Genomic DNA, 18,559 nt, shown 5'->3' with positions numbered 1-18,559 from the left:
GTGGCGAGTCTCATCGCTCGCTAGCCCGCCGCTCTCCCTGTAAACTGCGTGGGTTTTCCATCCCCAATCCTGTTGGAGCCATACATGTCCCGCGTTACCCTTAGTCGCTATCTGATTGAGCAGACCCGCAGCAACAATACCCCTGCCGATCTGCGCTTCCTGATCGAAGTGGTGGCGCGTGCGTGCAAGGAAATCAGCCACCACGTGTCCAAGGGCGCCCTTGGCGGCGTACTGGGCAGCATGGGCACCGAAAACGTCCAGGGCGAAGTTCAGAAGAAGCTGGACGTGATCTCCAATGACATCCTGCTCGAAGCCAACGAGTGGGGCGGTCATCTGGCCGGCATGGCGTCCGAAGAAATGGACAATGCCTACCAGATTCCGGGTCGCTACCCCAAAGGTGCCTACCTGCTGGTCTTCGACCCGCTGGACGGCTCCTCCAACATTGATGTCAACGTGTCGGTCGGCACCATCTTCTCGGTACTGCGTTGCCCCAACGAGTACCTGAGCCAGAACGAAACCCTGAACGAAAATGCCTTCCTGCAGCCGGGTACCGAGCAGGTGGCGGCCGGCTATGCCATCTATGGCCCGCAAACCATGCTGATCCTGACCCTGGGCAACGGCGTCAAGGGCTTCACCCTGGATCGCGAATTGGGCAGCTTCGTGCTGACTCACGAGAACATCAGTATTCCGGAAACCACCGCCGAATTCGCCATCAACATGTCCAACCAGCGTCACTGGGAAGCCCCGGTACAGCGCTACGTGGGCGAGTTGCTGGCAGGCGAGACCGGCCCGCTGAAAAAGAACTACAACATGCGTTGGATCGCCTCGATGGTGGCCGACGTACACCGTATTCTGACCCGTGGCGGCCTGTTCATGTACCCGCGCGATGCCCGTGAGCCGAGCAAGCCGGGCAAGCTGCGCCTGATGTATGAGGCCAACCCGATGTCGTTCATCATCGAACAGGCCGGTGGCGCGTCCACCAACGGTTACGACCGCATCCTCGACATTCAGCCAGAAAGCCTGCACCAGCGCGTGTCGGTGATCCTGGGCTCGAAGGAAGAGGTCGAGCGCGTCACCGCCTACCACAAGGAGTAAGTCATGCTCGCACCTTGGCAGCCTTTGCTGGAATGGTGGTTCGGTTGGGGCACCAGTGCCCAGGCCGTGGCTGACGAGAAGAGCGCCCAATGGTTCGGCAAGCATCACGACGCCGAGGCTCAGGCGCTGTTCGGTGAGCTTGTAGAACAGGCGTTGGCTGGCGGGCTAGACGAGTGGCAGCAAAGCCCTCAGGGCTGGCTCGGGCTTCTGCTTCTGCTCGATCAGTTGCCACGCATGATCTACCGCGACACGCCGCGTGCGTTCGAAGGTGATCGGCGTGCGCAAGTGGTTGCCCTGCAAGGGTTGCAGAAGGACTGGGATTACCAGTTGCTCCCGATCCAGCGGGTATTCGTGCTGCTGGTGCTCGAACATGCCGAAGTGCTGGACTGGCAGAACATGTCCGTCGAGCGCTACCAGGTGCTGCTCGATGAGCAGCCTGAAGCCAACCGTCGGTTGTTCGAAGGTTTTCTGGATTATGCCCAGCAGCACCAGCGGGTGATCGAGCGGTTCGGCCGGTTCCCGCACCGCAACCTGGTGTTGGACAGGCCAAGTACCAGTGAAGAAATGGACTTTCTGCTCGAGCCCGGTTCCAGGTTCTGAAGCGGCGTTGTGCGTCCAATGCCTGAGGCCGCCCTTCATGGGCTAATGCGATTGACTTGAAACCGTTGGGGCCGCTGTGCGGCCCATCGCGGCCGGTCCGGCGCCCCGGCGAGGCCGCTCCTACACCAACCACGTAGCGCCTGAATTGACGGGTTCGCAGCTGGGGCCGCTTTACGGCCAGTCTGGCATACCGGTAAAGCCGGTCCCGCCACGTTCTGCGGCCTCGCCTATTCAGGCATCACGCGGTCAGTGTAGGAGCGGCCTCGCCGGGGCGCCGGACCGGCCGCGATGGGCCGCACAGCGGCCCCAGTGGTGTCCGCTATTTCAGGCCTAGCCCAAGCATATAAAACCCCATACAGAACACACCCATCCCCCGGAGGCTCATTCGAATAAGCCGTTTTCCCGATCAGCGGTAGCAGTCATGGGCAGGCCCACCAGGGAACCTGGGAGGCATTTTCCCGTCGAAGGGCACTGCAGGCCACTCGCCTGCTCCCTCGTTCAGGAGTGTCTTCATGTCGTTGCGTTCCCTCGCCCTGTTGTCGCTGTGTGTCGTGCTTGTCGCCTGCAGCAAGATCAATCAGGAAAACTATTCCAAACTCAAGGCCGGCATGAGCAAGGCCGACGTCGAGCAATTGCTCGGCACGCCGACCGAGTGCTCGGGCGCCTTGGGCATGAGCAGTTGCACGTGGGGGGACGAGCGTAGCTTCATCAGCGTGCAGTACGCGTCGAACAAAGTCTTGATGTATTCCGGGCAGGGCCTCAAATGAGGGCTGTCGCTCTGCTGTTGGGCTTGTGCCTGACCCTCTTGCTCGGCGGGTGCGCGGGGTCGATGAACGACCCGCTTGCACCGAAGACCGCGGGGCAGGTGGATCTCAAGCGTTACCAGGGCAAGTGGTACGAGCTTGCACGCTTGCCCATGCGCTATCAGGCCGGTTGCGAACAGTCCGAGGCGCATTACAACCTAAGGCCCGACGGGTCGTTCGGTCTGCTGAACCGCTGCCGCACCCGGGGTGACGAGTGGTTGCGTGCCGAGGGCCGCGCCTATATCGAGGCGCCAGGGCATACCGACAGGCTGTGGGTCGAGTTCGACAACTGGTTCACACGGCTGGTCCCGGGCGTTGCCAGGGGCGAATACTGGATCTTGTATGTGGACGAGCGATACCGCACCGCGGTCGTCGGCAGCCCGGACCGCAAGTACTTGTGGATTCTGTCACGCACGCCCAGCTTGCCGGCCTGGGAACGCGAACACTTGCTGGCCAAGGCCCGCCAGCAGGGCTACGACACCAGCCGGTTGATCTGGCGAGCTTCCGATCAGCAGATCGTCAAGATGCACTGAGGACGTTGCAGGCGTGGTGGGCTGAAAGGAACGTCAAGCCTACCGGGTTCTCCTGTACTGCCTCAGCTTGAATCGCGGTCGCCACTACGCGGCCTCGATCCCTTCATCCCAAAAGCTGCCGCAGCACCTGAGCGAATGCCACCCGGCTTTGCTCCTCTTGCAGATGATGGCCTTGGCGTACCACCCACTGTCCATTGACCATCACGTCGCGCACCTGCCGATCGCCGCCGGCAAACAGCCACCGATTGAGAATGCCGTCGCCATCGGTTGTGGCGATGTAGGGGTCCTGATCATCAAGCACCAGCCAGTCGGCGCGCTTGCCTACAGCCAGTTCGCCAATGGGCTGGCCCAGCGCCTGTGCACCCCCTGCCCACGCAGCGTCAAGCAAGGTGCGCCCGACCATGGGTTGATCGTGGCGATGCAAGCGGTTGCGCCTTTGGTCGCGCAGGCGTTGGCCGTATTCCAGCCAGCGCAGCTCTTCGACCACGCTTAGCGAGACATGGCTGTCCGAACCAATCCCCAGGCGCCCGCCCTGCGCAAGGTAATCCGCAGCCGGGAAAATGCCGTCGCCCAGGTTGGCTTCGGTCGTCAGGCACAATCCCGCCACGGCGCCGCTGCGGGCCATGGCTGTCACTTCGTCGGGCTGGGCGTGGGTGGCGTGTACCAGGCACCAGCGCTCATCCACGGCCACGTGTTCATACAGCCATTGCAAGGGCCGCAGACCGCTCCAGGCCAGGCAGTCATCGACTTCCCGTTGCTGCTCGGCAATATGAATGTGCACCGGGCATTGATCGTCACTGGCTGCCAACACCTCGGCGATTTGCCCAGGCGTCACAGCCCGCAGCGAGTGAAAGCACAAGCCCAGCCTCTGCGCCGGTTGCGCGGCCACCAGCGGCGCCAGTCGCGCCTGCAGTTGCAGGTAGTGGTCGGTGGACTGGATGAACCGGCGTTGGCCAGCGCTTGGCGTCTGGCCGCCGAAGCCTGCATGGCTATAAAGCACCGGCAGCAGGGTCAGGCCGATACCGCTCTGCGCGGCCGCTGCGCTGATCCGGCGAGACAACTCGGTCGGGTCTGCATACGCATTACCTGCCTGGTCGTGGTGCACGTAATGGAACTCCGCCACCGCGGTATAGCCCGCTTTGAGCATCTCGATGTAGAGCTGGCGGGCGATGACCTGCAACTGCTCAGCTGTGATCTGCCCGACCAGGCGGTACATGAGGTCGCGCCAGGTCCAGAAGCTGTCACTGGGGTCGCCGGCGACTTCGGCAAGCCCGGCCATGGCGCGCTGGAACGCATGGGAATGCACATTCGGCATACCGGGCAGTACGGGGCCCGCCAGATGCTCTGCGCCGTCGGCGCAAGCGTCGGCTTCAACCCGCGTCAGGTACCCGTCCACGCCGACGTCGAAGCGCACATCGCGGGCCCACCCTGAGGGCAACAAGGCACGTTGGGCAAAATAGGCGGGCATTACAGGCTCCTGTTTTTGTTAGGTTGTATATACATATACAGGCGTTTGCCTGCCGGGTAAACTCCGGCAAGCTAATGCTCATTTCTTATGCACAAGGATTCCTGGCCGTGCCGACACCTCCTGTCAACGCGCTGGTTGCCCCCATGGGCGAGGGCCCGGCGCCGCTGTACGCGCGGGTCAAACAGATGATCAAGCAGCACATTGATGACGGTAGCTGGCCGCCGCATCACCGTGTGCCATCTGAAAGCGAGCTGGTCAGCCAACTGGGCTTCAGCCGCATGACCATCAATCGTGCCCTGCGCGAGCTCACAGCCGAAGGGCTGTTGGTGCGCATGCAAGGTGTCGGCACCTTCGTAGCCGAACCCAAAGGCCGCTCTGCGCTGTTCGAAGTAAACAACATCGCCGATGAAATCGCCGCGCGTGGGCATCGGCATAGTTGTCAGGTCGTGGTGCTTGCCGAGGAAGCGGCAGGTTCCGAGCGAGCGCTGGCCTTGAACATGCGCGAAGGCCAGCGGGTATTTCATTCGCTGATCGTGCATTTCGAGAACGATACCCCGGTGCAGATCGAGGATCGCTACGTCAACGCGGCCGTGGCGCCCGAATATCTGCTGCAGGACTTCACCCGTCAAACGCCTTATGCCTATCTGTCCCAGGTAGCCCCACTGACAGAGGGTGAGCATGTGGTCGAGGCGATCCTGGCAGAGCCCGAGGAGTGCCAACTCCTGCAAATCGAACGCGGCGAGCCATGCCTGCTCATCCGCCGCCGTACCTGGTCCGGGCGCCAGCCGGTCACGGCCGCGCGGCTGATTCACCCCGGATCGCGCCACCGCCTGGAAGGACGTTTTGGCAAATGAGCCGAGTGCATGTATTGCAGGCGCGGGGCTACCCGCGCATGGCTTGGAAGAACGGCGGCGGCTTCACCGAGGAAATCGCCCGTGACCAAGGCCAGGGCCTGGACGGTTTTGGCTGGCGACTGTCGATTGCCGATATCCAGGCGTCGGGTGCTTTTTCGAGCTTCGACGGCTACCAGCGGATCATCACCGTGCTGCAGGGCGATGGCATGCATCTGTTGGTAGACGGCCAACTCAGCCGGCCGTTGCTGCCCTTCGACGGGTTTGCATTCGACGGGGCAAGCGAGGTCGATTGCCAACTGATCGGCGGGCCGATTCGTGATTTCAACCTCATCTATGCACCGCAGCGCTATCGGGCACGCTTGCAATGGCTGGAAGGTTTCAATCGTGTGCACACCTCGGCTTCGACCGTGCTGTTGTTTGCCGGCAGCCAAGCGGTAGACGTTAAGGCGGGGCAACAGGCCCTGCAATTGGAGCAGCATGACTGCCTGCAACTGGAAGGCAACGAAGCGTTGCTGGCGTTGGACGTACAGGGGCGGTGCTGCCTGATCGAACTCGATCCCCGTTGAGCTGACCCTGGGCTGGCATCGCTTGCAGCGACACGGTTTGAGAATTTCACTTGTCCATGCTTGTACATACAAGTAAAGATGTGTTTGTATTGCTCCACGACATATCTGCTGCAGCCGACCGCAAAGGACATTCCCGTGACCGACAACAACAAATACCGTGACGTTGAAATCCGTGCCCCGCGTGGCAATACGCTCACTGCCAAAAGCTGGCTGACTGAAGCGCCACTGCGCATGTTGATGAACAACCTCGACCCGCAGGTCGCCGAAAACCCCAAGGAGCTGGTGGTGTACGGTGGCATCGGCCGGGCCGCGCGCAACTGGGACTGCTACGACAAGATCGTCGAAACCCTGACCCGTCTGGAAGACGACGAAACCTTGCTGGTCCAGTCCGGCAAGCCGGTCGGCGTGTTCAAGACCCACAGCAACGCCCCACGCGTGCTGATTGCCAACTCGAACCTGGTCCCTCACTGGGCCAGCTGGGAGCACTTCAACGAACTCGACGCCAAGGGCCTGGCCATGTACGGCCAGATGACCGCGGGCAGCTGGATCTACATCGGTAGCCAGGGCATCGTGCAAGGCACTTACGAAACCTTCGTGGAGGCGGGTCGCCAGCACTATGGCGGCAGCCTGAAGGGCAAGTGGGTGCTGACCGCAGGCTTGGGCGGCATGGGTGGGGCCCAGCCATTGGCCGCGACCCTGGCCGGGGCTTGCTCGCTGAATATCGAGTGCCAGCAAAGCCGTATCGATTTCCGCCTGCAGACCCGCTATGTCGATGAGCAGGCCACGGACCTGGACGACGCCCTGGCGCGCATCGCCCGCTACACCGCCGAAGGCAAGGCCATTTCCATTGCCTTGCATGGCAACGCGGCCGAAGTGCTGCCTGAGTTGGTCAGGCGCGGGGTGCGGCCAGACATGGTCACCGACCAGACCAGCGCGCATGACCCGCTCAACGGCTACCTGCCTGCCGGCTGGACCTGGGAGCAGTACCGCGACCGCGCCCAGACCGACCCGGTAGCCGTGGTCAAGGCGGCCAAGCAATCGATGGCCGTGCATGTGCAGGCCATGCTCGATTTTCAGCAGCAGGGCGTCCCCACTTTCGACTACGGCAACAACATCCGCCAGATGGCCAAGGAAGAGGGTGTGGCCAACGCGTTCGATTTCCCAGGTTTCGTGCCGGCTTACATTCGCCCGCTGTTCTGCCGCGGTATCGGCCCCTTCCGCTGGGCAGCGTTGTCGGGCGATGCCGACGACATCTACAAGACCGATGCCAAGGTCAAGGAACTGATCCCCGATGACGCCCACCTGCACCGCTGGCTGGACATGGCCCGCGAGCGCATCAGCTTCCAGGGCTTGCCGGCCCGCATCTGCTGGGTAGGGCTGGGGCTGCGGGCCAAGCTGGGCCTGGCGTTCAACGAAATGGTGCGCAGTGGTGAGCTGTCGGCACCGATCGTGATCGGACGCGACCACCTCGATTCGGGTTCGGTAGCCAGCCCCAACCGAGAAACCGAGGCCATGCGCGATGGCTCCGACGCGGTCTCCGATTGGCCATTGCTCAATGCCCTGCTCAATACCGCCAGCGGTGCCACCTGGGTGTCGCTGCACCATGGCGGCGGTGTCGGCATGGGCTTCTCCCAGCATTCGGGGATGGTCATCGTCTGTGATGGCAGCGACGAGGCAGCGGCCCGTATTGCTCGCGTGCTGGCCAACGATCCAGGCACCGGTGTCATGCGTCACGCCGATGCCGGTTACGCTATCGCCATTGAGTGCGCGCAAGCGCAGGGGCTGGACCTGCCGATGATCACCGGCTGATCACTGTTCTCTGCAATGCCCCCCACAAGGTGATACTCAACAACAAGAAGAGGCGGGCTGGTGCTGCCTGCCATGCCTCGCGAACTGGAGTAGCAACGTGACCGAACTTACCCTCAAGCCCGGCTGCCTGACCCTGGCGCAACTGCGCACTGTGCATGCAGGCCCAGTACGGCTTCAGCTCGACGCCAGCGCCGGCCCGGCCATCGATGCCAGCGTGGCCTGCGTCGAACAGATCATCGCGCAGGACCGTACCGCCTATGGCATCAACACAGGTTTCGGGCTGCTGGCATCGACCCGCATCGCCAGCCACGACCTGGAAAACCTGCAGCGTTCGCTGGTGCTGTCCCATGCCGCCGGGATCGGCGCGCCCCTCGATGACGCTTTGGTCCGATTGATCATGGTGCTTAAGATCAACAGCCTGAGTCGCGGCTTTTCCGGTATTCGCCGCAAGGTCATCGACGTGCTGATCGCGCTGGTCAACGCAGAGGTCTATCCCCACATTCCGCTCAAAGGCTCGGTCGGCGCCTCTGGTGACCTCGCGCCACTGGCCCACATGTCCCTGGTACTGCTGGGGGAGGGCAAGGCGCGCTACAAGGGCCAGTGGCTTGCGGCTACCGAGGCCCTGGCCCTCGCCGGCCTTGAGCCGTTGACCCTGGCCGCCAAAGAGGGGCTCGCCCTGCTCAATGGCACCCAGGCCTCCACGGCCTATGCCCTGCGCGGGCTGTTCCATGGCGAGGACCTGTTCGCCGCCGCGGTCACCTGCGGCGCGCTCAGCGTGGAAGCCGCCCTTGGTTCGCGCTCGCCCTTCGATGCCCGTATCCATGAAGTGCGCGGCCAGCGCGGGCAGATCGACACCGCTGCCTGCTTCCGGGACCTGCTGGGGGACACCAGCGAGGTATCGCTCTCGCACCAGAACTGCGACAAGGTCCAGGATCCTTACTCGCTGCGCTGCCAACCACAAGTGATGGGCGCCTGCCTCACCCAACTGCGCCAGGCTGCCGAGGTGCTCGGCGTCGAGGCCAATGCTGTGTCGGACAACCCTTTGGTGTTCGCCGCCGAAGGCGACGTGGTTTCAGGGGGTAATTTCCATGCCGAGCCGGTGGCGATGGCCGCCGACAACATCGCCTTGGCCATCGCCGAGATAGGGTCGTTGAGCGAGCGCCGCATCTCGCTGATGATGGACAAGCACATGTCCCAGCTGCCGCCTTTCCTGGTGGAGAACGGTGGGGTCAACTCGGGCTTCATGATCGCCCAGGTCACCGCCGCTGCCCTGGCCAGCGAGAACAAGGCCCTGTCGCACCCCCACAGCGTCGACAGTCTGCCGACCTCCGCCAACCAGGAGGACCATGTGTCAATGGCTCCGGCTGCCGGCAAACGTCTATGGGAAATGGCCGAAAATACCCGGGGCGTGCTGGCGATCGAATGGTTGGGCGCCTGCCAGGGCCTGGATCTGCGCAAGGGGCTCAAGACCTCCGCCAAGCTTGAACAAGCACGCCAGGCGTTGCGCCGTGAAGTGCCGCACTACGACCGCGACCGGTTCTTTGCACCGGACATCGAAAAGGCCGTGCACCTGCTGGCCGAAGGCAGCCTGACCGCGCTGTTGCCAGCGGGCGTGCTCCCGAGTCTGTAATGCCCTTGGGGGCCTTTGGTGGCGGCCCCCGGATCTCACGACCACAAAAACAATTCAAGGACGTGACATGCAACCTGCACAAGGTCTAAAGCGCGGGCTGACTGCCCGCCACATTCGTTTCATGGCCCTCGGCTCGGCTATCGGTACCGGCCTGTTCTATGGCTCGGCCTCGGCCATCCAGATGGCCGGCCCGGCGGTATTGCTGGCTTACCTGATTGGCGGCGCAGCGGTATTCATGGTCATGCGGGCATTGGGCGAGATGGCCGTACACAACCCCGTAGCCGGGTCGTTCGGTCACTATGCCAGCACCTACCTGGGCCCCATGGCCGGCTTCATCCTCGGCTGGACCTACGCGTTCGAGATGGTCATCGTCGCCATTGCCGACGTGACGGCGTTCGGTATCTACATGGGCTTCTGGTTCCCGGAGGTCGCCCGCTGGACATGGGTGCTGGGCATCGTCTTGTTCATCGGCGCGCTCAACCTGTGCAACGTCAAGGTGTTCGGCGAGCTGGAATTCTGGCTGTCCTTGCTCAAGGTGGGGGCGATCGTGGCCATGATCCTGGCGGGCCTGGGCATCATGGCGTTCGGCTTCAGCCAGGTGGGCAGCGGGCAGGCCGTGGGCCTGGGCAACCTGTTCGACCATGGTGGTTTCATGCCTAACGGTGTCGCCGGGCTGATCGCCTCGTTCGCAGTGGTGATGTTCGCCTTCGGCGGCATCGAGATCATCGGGGTGACCGCAGGCGAGGCCAAGGATCCGCAACGGGTGATTCCCAAGGCGATCAACGCCGTGCCCCTGCGCATCCTGCTGTTCTATGTACTCACCCTGTTCGTGCTGATGTGTCTGTACCCCTGGCCGCAGATTGGCAGCCAGGGCAGCCCCTTCGTGCAGATCTTCAGTAACCTGGGGATCGGCTCTGCGGCTGCGGTGCTGAACGTGGTGGTGATCTCCGCGGCCGTTTCGGCCATCAACAGCGATATCTTCGGTGCGGGCCGCATGATGTATGGTCTGGCCCAGCAGGGGCATGCCCCCAAGGGTTTTAGCCGGCTGTCCAGGCATGGCGTGCCGTGGATGACGGTACTGGTCATGGGGGCAGCGCTGCTGGTTGGCGTACTGCTCAATTACCTGATCCCCGAAAACGTGTTTCTGCTGATCGCCTCGATCGCCACCTTCGCCACCGTCTGGGTCTGGCTGATGATCCTCATCACTCAAGTGGCGATGCGGCGCAGCATGAGCCGCGAGCAGATGGCCGAGCTCAAGTTTCCGGTACCGTTCTGGCCCTGGGGGCCGGCGTTGGCCATTGCCTTCATGGTCTTTGTCTTCGGTGTGCTTGGCTATTTCCCCGACACCCAGGCGGCGTTGCTGGTCGGCATGGTCTGGCTGGTCTTTCTGGTGGCGTCCTACCTGCTGTGGTGCAAGCCGCGGACAGGACAGGGCGCGCCAGTGGCCGAAGCCGCCGAGCTGCATCGCTAGCAAAGGAGAACCTGCATGAAAACCCTCTGGCAGCACTGCCATGTGGCAACCATGGCCGAAGGCCGTTATTCGATCATCGAAGACGCCGCCATCGTGACCGGTGGTGGGCGGATCTTGTGGATCGGCCCACGTGCCGACTGGGCAGTCGAAGGCACCGAGCAGACGGTGGACCTGGGTGGCGCCTGGGTAACCCCCGGGCTGATCGATTGCCACACGCACGCGGTATTCGGCGGCAACCGCAGCGGCGAGTTCGAGCAGCGGCTGCAAGGTGTGAGCTATGCCGAGATCGCCGCGCAGGGCGGGGGTATTGCCAGTACCGTGATGGCCACCCGCGCCGCCAGTGAAGACATGCTGTTCGCCAGCGCCCAGCAGCGCGTCCAGGCGTTGATGCGCGATGGCGTGACCACCCTGGAGATCAAGTCCGGTTACGGCCTGGACCTGGCCAACGAGCGCAAGATGCTGCGTGTAGCCCGACGTCTGGGTGACGAGCTGGGTATCACGGTTCGGGCCACGTGTCTGGCAGCCCACGCCTTACCGCCGGAATACGCCGAACGCAGCGACGACTACATTGCCCACATCTGCAATGACATGCTCCCGGCATTGGCAGCAGAAGGGCTGGTGGATGCGGTGGATGCCTTCTGCGAACACCTGGCCTTCTCACCCGCACAGGTTGAACGCTTGTTCATCAAGGCGCAGCAGTTGGGTTTGCCGGTCAAGCTGCACGCCGAACAATTGTCCTCCTTGCACGGCTCCAGCCTGGCTGCCCGCTATCAGGCACTGTCGGCCGATCACCTGGAATTCATGACAGAAGAAGATGCCATGGCCATGGCAGCGGCTGGCACCGTGGCCGTCTTGTTGCCCGGCGCGTTCTACTTTCTGCGCGAAACCCAGCTTCCGCCAATGGACGCCCTGCGCCGGCACGGCGTGAAAGTCGCCCTGGCCAGCGACCTGAACCCGGGCACTTCGCCGGGCCTGTCGCTGCGGCTAATGCTGAACATGGGCTGCACCCTGATGCGCATGACGCCTGAAGAAGCCCTTGCCGGTGTCACCACCCATGCGGCGCACGCGCTGGGCATGGGAAGCAGCCATGGCACCCTTGAAACGGGCAAGGCCGCGGACTTCGTTGCCTGGCAAATAGAACGCCCTGCCGACCTGGCCTATTGGCTTGGCGGCGACCTGCCTAAGCGCGTGGTGCGCGGCGGCCATGAACGTGATATCTGAGCGAGGCGAGATGGACAAGGTACTGAGCTTTCACCAGGGTCAATTGCCGCTGTTGATCAGCATTCCCCATGCGGGCCTGAAGCTGACCCCGGCAGTGGCCGATGGCTTGGTCGACCAGGCGCGCAGCCTGCCCGATACGGACTGGCATATTCCCCGTCTGTACGATTTCGCCCAGGCGCTGGGCGCCAGCGTACTGACGGCCGAGTATTCGCGTTTCGTCATCGACCTCAACCGCCCGGAGGACGATAAGCCGCTGTATGCAGGGGCCACCACCGGGCTCTATCCGGACACCCTCTTTGAGGGTGAACCTTTGTTCAAGGAGGGGCTGGCGCCAAGCCCGGCAGAGCGCAAGCACTCCCTTGAGCACATCTGGCACCCTTATCACAGGGCAATCAGGCATGAGCTGACACGCTTGCGTGAGACGTTTGGCTATGCCTTACTCTGGGACGCCCACTCCATCCGCTCGCACATTCCTCGGCTGTTCGACGGCAAGCTGCCGGACTTCAACCTCGGGACCTTCAACGATGCGAGTTGCGACCCGAGCCTGGCCCAGCGGCTGACGCATGTCTGCCAACAGGCACAAGGTTACGATCATGTGCTCAATGGGCGCTTCAAGGGCGGGCACATCACCCGTCACTACGGCGACCCAGCCGCTCACGTTCACGCCGTCCAACTGGAGCTTACGCAAAGCACCTACATGCAAGAGCGTGAACCTTTTACCTACCGTGAAGACTTGGCACGCCCAACCCAGGCGGTGCTCAAGCAGCTGCTGGAGGCGCTGCTGGCATGGGGCCAGGCGCATTATCGCAACTGAAGCCAGTCGGCCAGGCAGCGCGCGGTGTGCGCGCCGCCTGGTCAATGGTCAGCCTTTGGCGACTTCCTTGAGCGTGAGCTCGCGCAGCAGTGCCTGCTCCTCGAGCTCCCGGTCCACTTGCAAGCCTTGTTGCAAGACCACCTCTTCCTGCAGCGGATGGCTGGTATTGGCCAGTTCCATTACCCGCTGGCGGTACCGGTTCTCAATTTCCTCGAACCGCTCGGCGTATTCACCGCGAAGGCGCTGGGTCCAGTCCTGGTTGGACAGCAGGTAATCGATGAAGGCTTCGCTGTGTTCGCGCTTGCGCACGTGTTCGAGAACGCTCGAAAGCTCATCGGCTGCCAGGTTGGCAGCACTTCGGAAACGCATACGGTCAGCGATGGGCAGCTCGAGTTCCTTGGCCAGCTCGCGGCGGTAGGCCAGGCGCACCGAAACCAGATCCCCCGGTATCGCGCGGTGCTGGGCAAGGCGTTCGAGTTCCTCTACCCGGAACAGCTGCAGCAGCCTTTGACGCATCTGCTGCAGGCTATCCCCCGCATCAATCACGACACGTTGATGCATCAGGTACAACTCGATGTTGTTGAACGCCTGAAGCGCACCGTCATGGCAAGTTTGTGCGCCACTCTCGTCAGGCAGCGCCTCTACAGCGATGCTTTCCAGCAATGGCCGCTCGGCCGGGTTGCTCGCCGCCGCGACCAGCATCAGTCGCACCCGTTCGCAGAAGCTGCCCCGGGTGGCAGGCTCCACATAAGGGGCCGCGTTTTGCAAACGGCCTGCCAGGCGCAGCAAGTCGCTGCCTGCAAGCGCCTCCCAGCATGCCTGCAAAGATTCATTTTGCAGTGCATTTCCCAGCATCCACGACTCCATCCGGGGGGTATCGTCACTGGCCACCGGGAAATGCGGGTGGTCCAGGGAGCCATCACTGGAACCGTCGGTGAGCAGTAGATCGTTGGGAATGTCCAGGGCGAAGGAGAAGCTGTGGTGGCTGTCCGAAAACGTACGGACCCGCTGGATGGTGGCAGCTGGCAGCGGGTTGTCGAGCAAGGACACGGAAGAAATCGGAATGGCGTTATCCAGATTCGACAGGATATGGTCTGGCAGTTCGGTGATGTTGTTCGAGCTGAGGTCCAGCAATTCGAGCGGCAGCAATTGATCGCACCAGCTTGGCCAGCCCTGCAGGTCCATGTTGCTCAGCACCAGGGACTGCAGATTCGCCGCGAGGTGAGCAGGGACGTGGTTGATGGCGCCCACCCGGTTGCCCGACAGGTCCAGTGAGGTGAGGTGGGGCAGGCGACCAAAGATCTCGAACATGGGTTGGTCGATTTCCAGGTTCATGTTGCGCAGTTCCAGGTACTCCAGCGCTGGCAAGCGCAGCAAGGCGGTAGGCAGTGTCGATTGCGGCGCTTGATGACCGTCTATGGTCAAGCGCGTGATACCTGGAAAGCGACTGAGCAACTCATCGAGCTGCGCAGTCGTGCCCCGCAGGCGAGTCAAGGCCAGGGCGCGAACACGCTCGCCAAAGAATGGCGGCAGGCGCCTGGGGAAGTGCTCAATCGACACGTCTTCCAGTTGCAGCCTGAGGTATCGATGGCCCTGTTCCTGATGCGTCCAGAAATCGTTGATCGCCGTTTCAATGCGCTGACGCTCGGCCAGGGCGGTTTGTGTCAAAGGGTTGCTGGAACTCGATGCCTGCGCCCAGCCTTCGAGCGCTTCTCGTACCTGCGAGCGCTCGTTGCGCAGGCGCGTGATTCCCTCGATAAGCGACGGCGGTTGGTCCACGCGAATGCCGGAAGTGTCCAGTTGCTCGTTCATAAGCAAACGCTGCACGTGAATTTCGTTTATAGGGTTGCCTTCAAGATTGATGACCGGCGGCAGGCGAAGTGATTCGGCTTCGTGCAGCAGGAACGTTGGCAGCGTGAGCAGGTTATTGTCGCGCAGCGACAGCTCACCGATGCGGCTCAAGGCGTCGCTGCCGATGCCCATTGGCCATTGCGACAGCTGCATGCGGTCGAGCCCGAGGTAATTGAGTGTGAGCGCGTGGAAGCTCGGACGGTTATTCTGCGCCAGGCGGTTCCCGGAGAGGTCTAGATGACGCAGCTGGCGGGCGCCGGCCAGCATATCTAGGTCGCTGGAGGACAAGGCAATGTTCTGGTTGGTCAGTACCAGGCGCTGCAACTGTGGCAGGTTCTCCAGAATGATAGATATGCTGAACATGAATGCCGAGGGTGTTGCCCGGGGTGTGTAGGGACGGTCGATTTCCAATGCCTCGAGTTGCGGCATCTGACGGAGCAGGCGTTGCAGCAAACGCTCGTTCTGCGCCCAACTGGCCATCGCGCCTGAGGGCAGGTCATACAAGATCAGGCTGCTCACTCGCTGGTAGAAGAACTCGGGTAAGTTCAGCGGAATATCAGCCAGAGAGATATGCGCCAGGCGTAACACGGCCGAGCTCCGGTCGCCTTCGTCCAACGCCGTGTCATACCAGAACTGCACGATCGCCTCGCGCAATGCGTCGTAGTTGCGTGCTGCCTCGTCGGTCGGCGGCGAGATGGCCTCGCTCCAGTCATCGAGCCTGCTTTGCAGTTCGGTGCGCTGTTCGGCCAAGCGTTGCAGGTGCTCGAAAATCTGCAGGTGGGTGCGGCCGCCACTGGCCAGCGTATTGATCACTTGATCGGCAGAGCGGCCGGTACGCTGCGCCAACTCCAGTGCCTCGACCGCTGCAATGAGTTGTGAGTGAGAGACCGCATGGGCTTGCGGGCCACCGCCGCTCAGCGGATACCCCAGGCGACCATCGGCAAGGCGCATGGGTGAGCGATAGCCGGGGCGCACCGGCCGCATGCCCAGAACCTTGCGCAAGGCTGGGCGAGGCAGCAGCGGGCTTTCCTGCATCAGGTGCTGCAGGGCCGGCGCGTCAGCCGCGCCGAGTTTTGCCATGACCTCTGGCAGCGCCGCGTGCAGCGCGGTAAAGAGGTCCGGATGTGCCGTTATCAGCCGAGATGGATCGTCTTGATCCTGGACGATGTACCCCGCATGGGCATGGATGATGGTTACGCGGGGGCTGCCTTGCTCGGGGCCGACTGCCTCGGCTTGAGTGGGCCAGGACCCACCCCTTACGATTTGTAGTCTGGTTTCGGCAGGCCATTTGCTGAGTGTGGGCAGGGTGTGCAGCACCAGTCGATCGCTGTCCCAGCCTTGAGCCCCTACCAGGAACAACCCCTCGTAAGCCCGCGCCAGACGGACCTGTTGCAGATAAACACGAATTTCCTCACTCAGCCGCAGCGGCACCCTACCGCTTGCCAGCACGCCTCGTTCGTTGGCATTGGCGCTGCTTACCAGCTCGTCGGCAATGGCGGCTGGAAGACCGGGGTATGCACGCATGATCGGTTCGGCATCGGGCAGTTGGGCCGATGTCATGCGGCTGTAGGCTCTGGAAAATTCGGTTGATCGGTCTGCCGTGGTGGGCAGCTGGCTTATCGACTGGTCAAGCTTGAATCGCTGCAGCGTGTCTTGTAGCAACGCAGGCAACCGCTCGTTCTCCACCAGCGCCCTGCGCACGGCATCTTCGTCCGTGTCACTGATCTTTAGCATTCGTCGCAGCGTCGGCTCATCGAAGTCGGCACTCAGGTGCCCCATTCTTTGCAACAGTGTCGAACCTGTCCAGGTAGCTGGGCGGTCTGTGACCTGAACCCACGCGCCAGCGCCATTATGGCGCAGCGGTGGCTGATAGCGATGCTCGCCGCGTGGGTGTTGCAGCCGGTATTGGCCGGTGCCAGCGTCTGACACGACCCGATACTGGCGGCCCTGCAGTATCAGCCGTTGTTGACCCTCATGCACCAACAGGCCCTGCTCATTGGGCACCCCTGCCTGCGGCAGTGGGTCCTGGATTTGATAGGGCGTGAGATCAGGTTTCCACAGACTTACCTGCCCATCAGGCATGCCCACGTCTTCCAGCTCCTCGATGAATGACGGGGTTTCTACGGGAGTGCGCGCGTCACCGGGTTCGTCGTCGGGTTCCTCGACGATGGGTTCGTCGCCCTCGGAGGCTTCCGATGTTCCCTTGAGCGCATGGCCAGCAGCTGCCAGCGCAGCCATGACCGCTACGTTCTCGACGACATCGACCAGATAGTCGTAAGCCGTGTCGCGCTCGTCTGCTTCCCAGGCTTCGATGCCCTCATACACTTCATGGGCTAGCTGGACGATACCCACCAGTAGCATGGCCTCACCGAGGCCAGGCACGAAGAAGCCGGCGATGTTCAGTGCCAGTAATGCGCGCTCGGCAATGAGTTCGCGGTGAGCCTGGGCCGCACGCCGGTCGACGATCTCGGTTGGAACGGCGTGAAAGAGAATGTCCTGTTCATGACGTTCCACCTTGCGAAAAGCCATGAGCCCCTCAAACGCGTGACTGAAAGGCGTTTGAACGGGATAGAGCCTGGCATTGGGATCGAGTACGGGCTCGTACACGCCGCGAGTACTCCAGCCCAGCGGCATCAGACGCGCTTGCAGGCGCTGTCGAACCATCGCCTTGTCGCGCTCGGGCACATGCTTGTCCAGGTAGCTCATGTCGGCCTGAAGCCGATCCCGCAGCGCGTCATGCATGGCCTGCGTATCAGCGAACTCCTTGAGAGGAGTATGCTCGTCGGCGGGAATGTACAGCGCAACGCGGCTATCGGTAGTCGATTGCGTGTCGATGGCCACTACCCCCGTCAGTACGCAACCCCAGAGTTGCAGCTCGCTGAACCTGATCCCTGAGGCGTAAGGGTCCAGCTTTTGATCAAGCGGCACTGCCAGCGCGGCGGTGTAGAACGTCTCGCTGATATCGCCCTTCAAGCGAGCGTAATGCAGGGACTGCCGCCAGGCCGACCCCTCTGTTCGTCCCAGTGTTTGATACACCTCCAAGGCCACCTCGTCGGCACTGCGGTCGGCCGTTGCGGCCGGGTAATAGATCGCGTGGATCAGGTCGTGATATTTCCTACCAATGTCCAGCGTTCGACACAGGTCGGCGAAGGCCTCTGCCGGTATATCCAGCGCATTGGTGATGGGCACGGTGCCCATGAAGCGTCGGTGGTCGAGAATCACCGATTTTTTCAAGAGCGCGTCGGGTGCATCCATGCCCCCCTCAACGGCGGCCGATGCCTCGAAATTATGCAGGGCTGCCTGAAGCAGTGAGCGGGTCGCCCGTTCCACGGCCTGCCGCCCGTCCAGGGCGTTGTGCTCCTTGATCAGGCGCGCGTCCACCAGGTAGCTCCGGTCGACATCGACCTGCAGACCAAAGCGTTCAGCGATGGCTTCGGTCAACGCCTTTCTAGCATAGCTCTTCAGGTCTGCAACCTGCTCGAACAGCGCCGCGACCTGCGCTTGGTGTTGACGATGCTGAGCATGTTCCATGCTCCAGGCACGCGCGATGGCCGGTTGCTCTGTAATCGCTGACGCCAGCCAGGCAGGTGCCTGCCGCCAGTTGCGCAAGGCTTGATGCGTCTGGGCCGGGCTCTTTTTCAGCCACTGGGGGATGCGCTTGGCGATGGTGGAGTAATGGACACCTTGTAAGGGTAGGGTATCGCTGGTTGGGGTGGGCATTTCGTAGTCCTCAGCACGATGGGGTGAAGGACTCTGTAGGGCCGGGGACGGAGAAAGGAGGTAGATATGTCTGCCTGGCAACTGTATCGGGCCAGGCATGGAGTTGATGTACAAGCATGCTCTG

The 18,559-nt window shown here is 62.4% G+C and carries 13 protein-coding genes; 11 read left to right on the top strand and 2 right to left on the bottom strand.

Annotation, left to right across the window (positions count from 1 at the left end; genetic code table 11):
• Positions 1-84: 84 nt before the first annotated feature.
• From ACF8R3_RS20345 to ACF8R3_RS20330, 4 genes are all read left to right on the top strand, one after another.
• Positions 85-1,095, top strand: a complete 1,011-nt coding sequence (locus ACF8R3_RS20345; protein ID WP_023532920.1) for a class 1 fructose-bisphosphatase — start codon at positions 85-87, stop codon at positions 1,093-1,095.
• Between the two features lie 3 nt (positions 1,096-1,098).
• Positions 1,099-1,695 (top strand): DUF924 family protein, encoded by a 597-nt coding sequence (locus ACF8R3_RS20340; RefSeq protein ID WP_023533038.1) that lies wholly within the window; start codon positions 1,099-1,101, stop codon positions 1,693-1,695.
• A 512-nt stretch (positions 1,696-2,207) separates the two neighbouring features.
• A complete protein-coding gene (gene bamE, locus ACF8R3_RS20335) occupies positions 2,208-2,462 on the top strand; it encodes an outer membrane protein assembly factor BamE (protein WP_058604263.1) in 255 nt (84 codons plus the stop codon).
• Entirely contained in the window at positions 2,459-3,031 is a 573-nt protein-coding gene (locus ACF8R3_RS20330) for a lipocalin family protein (RefSeq protein ID WP_392516064.1), read from the top strand. The genes bamE and ACF8R3_RS20330 overlap by 4 nt, the downstream gene beginning before the upstream one ends.
• 103 nt (positions 3,032-3,134) lie before the next feature.
• On the opposite strand, the gene ACF8R3_RS20325 is transcribed toward ACF8R3_RS20330, so the two are convergent.
• Positions 3,135-4,499, bottom strand: a complete 1,365-nt coding sequence (locus ACF8R3_RS20325) for a formimidoylglutamate deiminase (RefSeq protein ID WP_392516063.1) — start codon at positions 4,497-4,499, stop codon at positions 3,135-3,137.
• Positions 4,500-4,642: 143 nt separating this feature from the next.
• Between ACF8R3_RS20325 and hutC the strand changes: the two genes are divergently transcribed.
• The 7 genes from hutC to hutG all read left to right on the top strand — a co-directional run bounded on the left by hutC (position 4,643) and on the right by hutG (position 12,864).
• Positions 4,643-5,353, top strand: coding sequence for a histidine utilization repressor (gene hutC, locus ACF8R3_RS20320; RefSeq protein ID WP_173645899.1), 711 nt, complete (start codon positions 4,643-4,645; stop codon positions 5,351-5,353).
• Entirely contained in the window at positions 5,350-5,919 is a 570-nt protein-coding gene (locus ACF8R3_RS20315; protein ID WP_392516062.1) for a HutD family protein, read from the top strand. Before hutC ends, ACF8R3_RS20315 begins: the two co-directional genes overlap by 4 nt.
• A 135-nt stretch (positions 5,920-6,054) precedes the next feature.
• Positions 6,055-7,728 (top strand): urocanate hydratase, encoded by a 1,674-nt coding sequence (gene hutU / locus ACF8R3_RS20310; protein ID WP_058639861.1) that lies wholly within the window; start codon positions 6,055-6,057, stop codon positions 7,726-7,728.
• Between the two features lie 97 nt (positions 7,729-7,825).
• Entirely contained in the window at positions 7,826-9,358 is a 1,533-nt protein-coding gene (gene hutH, locus ACF8R3_RS20305) for a histidine ammonia-lyase (RefSeq protein ID WP_392516061.1), read from the top strand.
• Between the two features lie 67 nt (positions 9,359-9,425).
• Positions 9,426-10,829, top strand: coding sequence for an amino acid permease (locus ACF8R3_RS20300; protein ID WP_058639863.1), 1,404 nt, complete (start codon positions 9,426-9,428; stop codon positions 10,827-10,829).
• 15 nt (positions 10,830-10,844) lie between these two features.
• Entirely contained in the window at positions 10,845-12,050 is a 1,206-nt protein-coding gene (gene hutI / locus ACF8R3_RS20295; protein ID WP_392516060.1) for an imidazolonepropionase, read from the top strand.
• A 10-nt stretch (positions 12,051-12,060) separates the two neighbouring features.
• Positions 12,061-12,864 (top strand): N-formylglutamate deformylase, encoded by an 804-nt coding sequence (gene hutG / locus ACF8R3_RS20290; protein ID WP_392516070.1) that lies wholly within the window; start codon positions 12,061-12,063, stop codon positions 12,862-12,864.
• A gap of 48 nt (positions 12,865-12,912) precedes the next feature.
• Here the strand turns inward: hutG and ACF8R3_RS20285 are convergent, their stop codons facing one another.
• Positions 12,913-18,435, bottom strand: coding sequence for a dermonecrotic toxin domain-containing protein (locus ACF8R3_RS20285; protein ID WP_392516059.1), 5,523 nt, complete (start codon positions 18,433-18,435; stop codon positions 12,913-12,915).
• Between the last annotated feature and the right edge of the window lie 124 nt (positions 18,436-18,559).

The sequence above is a fragment of the Pseudomonas sp. FYR_7 genome, from assembly GCF_043106155.1.
GTDB classification, from domain to species: domain Bacteria; phylum Pseudomonadota; class Gammaproteobacteria; order Pseudomonadales; family Pseudomonadaceae; genus Aquipseudomonas; species Aquipseudomonas parafulva_B.
This window is presented reverse-complemented; position numbering and strand designations above follow the sequence as displayed.

Bases quoted from the DNA above. Each gene is read 5' to 3' on its own strand.
- ACF8R3_RS20315 (WP_392516062.1), top strand. From the start codon at position 5,350: ATGAGCCGAGTGCATGTATTGCAGGCGCGGGGCTACCCGCGCATGGCT.
- hutG (WP_392516070.1), top strand. From the start codon at position 12,061: ATGGACAAGGTACTGAGCTTTCACCAGGGTCAATTGCCGCTGTTGATC.
- hutI (WP_392516060.1), top strand. From the start codon at position 10,845: ATGAAAACCCTCTGGCAGCACTGCCATGTGGCAACCATGGCCGAAGGC.
- ACF8R3_RS20330 (WP_392516064.1), top strand. From the start codon at position 2,459: ATGAGGGCTGTCGCTCTGCTGTTGGGCTTGTGCCTGACCCTCTTGCTC.
- ACF8R3_RS20285 (WP_392516059.1), bottom strand. From the start codon at position 18,435: ATGCCCACCCCAACCAGCGATACCCTACCCTTACAAGGTGTCCATTAC.
- hutC (WP_173645899.1), top strand. From the start codon at position 4,643: ATGGGCGAGGGCCCGGCGCCGCTGTACGCGCGGGTCAAACAGATGATC.
- ACF8R3_RS20340 (WP_023533038.1), top strand. From the start codon at position 1,099: ATGCTCGCACCTTGGCAGCCTTTGCTGGAATGGTGGTTCGGTTGGGGC.
- ACF8R3_RS20325 (WP_392516063.1), bottom strand. From the start codon at position 4,499: ATGCCCGCCTATTTTGCCCAACGTGCCTTGTTGCCCTCAGGGTGGGCC.
- bamE (WP_058604263.1), top strand. From the start codon at position 2,208: ATGTCGTTGCGTTCCCTCGCCCTGTTGTCGCTGTGTGTCGTGCTTGTC.
- ACF8R3_RS20345 (WP_023532920.1), top strand. From the start codon at position 85: ATGTCCCGCGTTACCCTTAGTCGCTATCTGATTGAGCAGACCCGCAGC.
- ACF8R3_RS20300 (WP_058639863.1), top strand. From the start codon at position 9,426: ATGCAACCTGCACAAGGTCTAAAGCGCGGGCTGACTGCCCGCCACATT.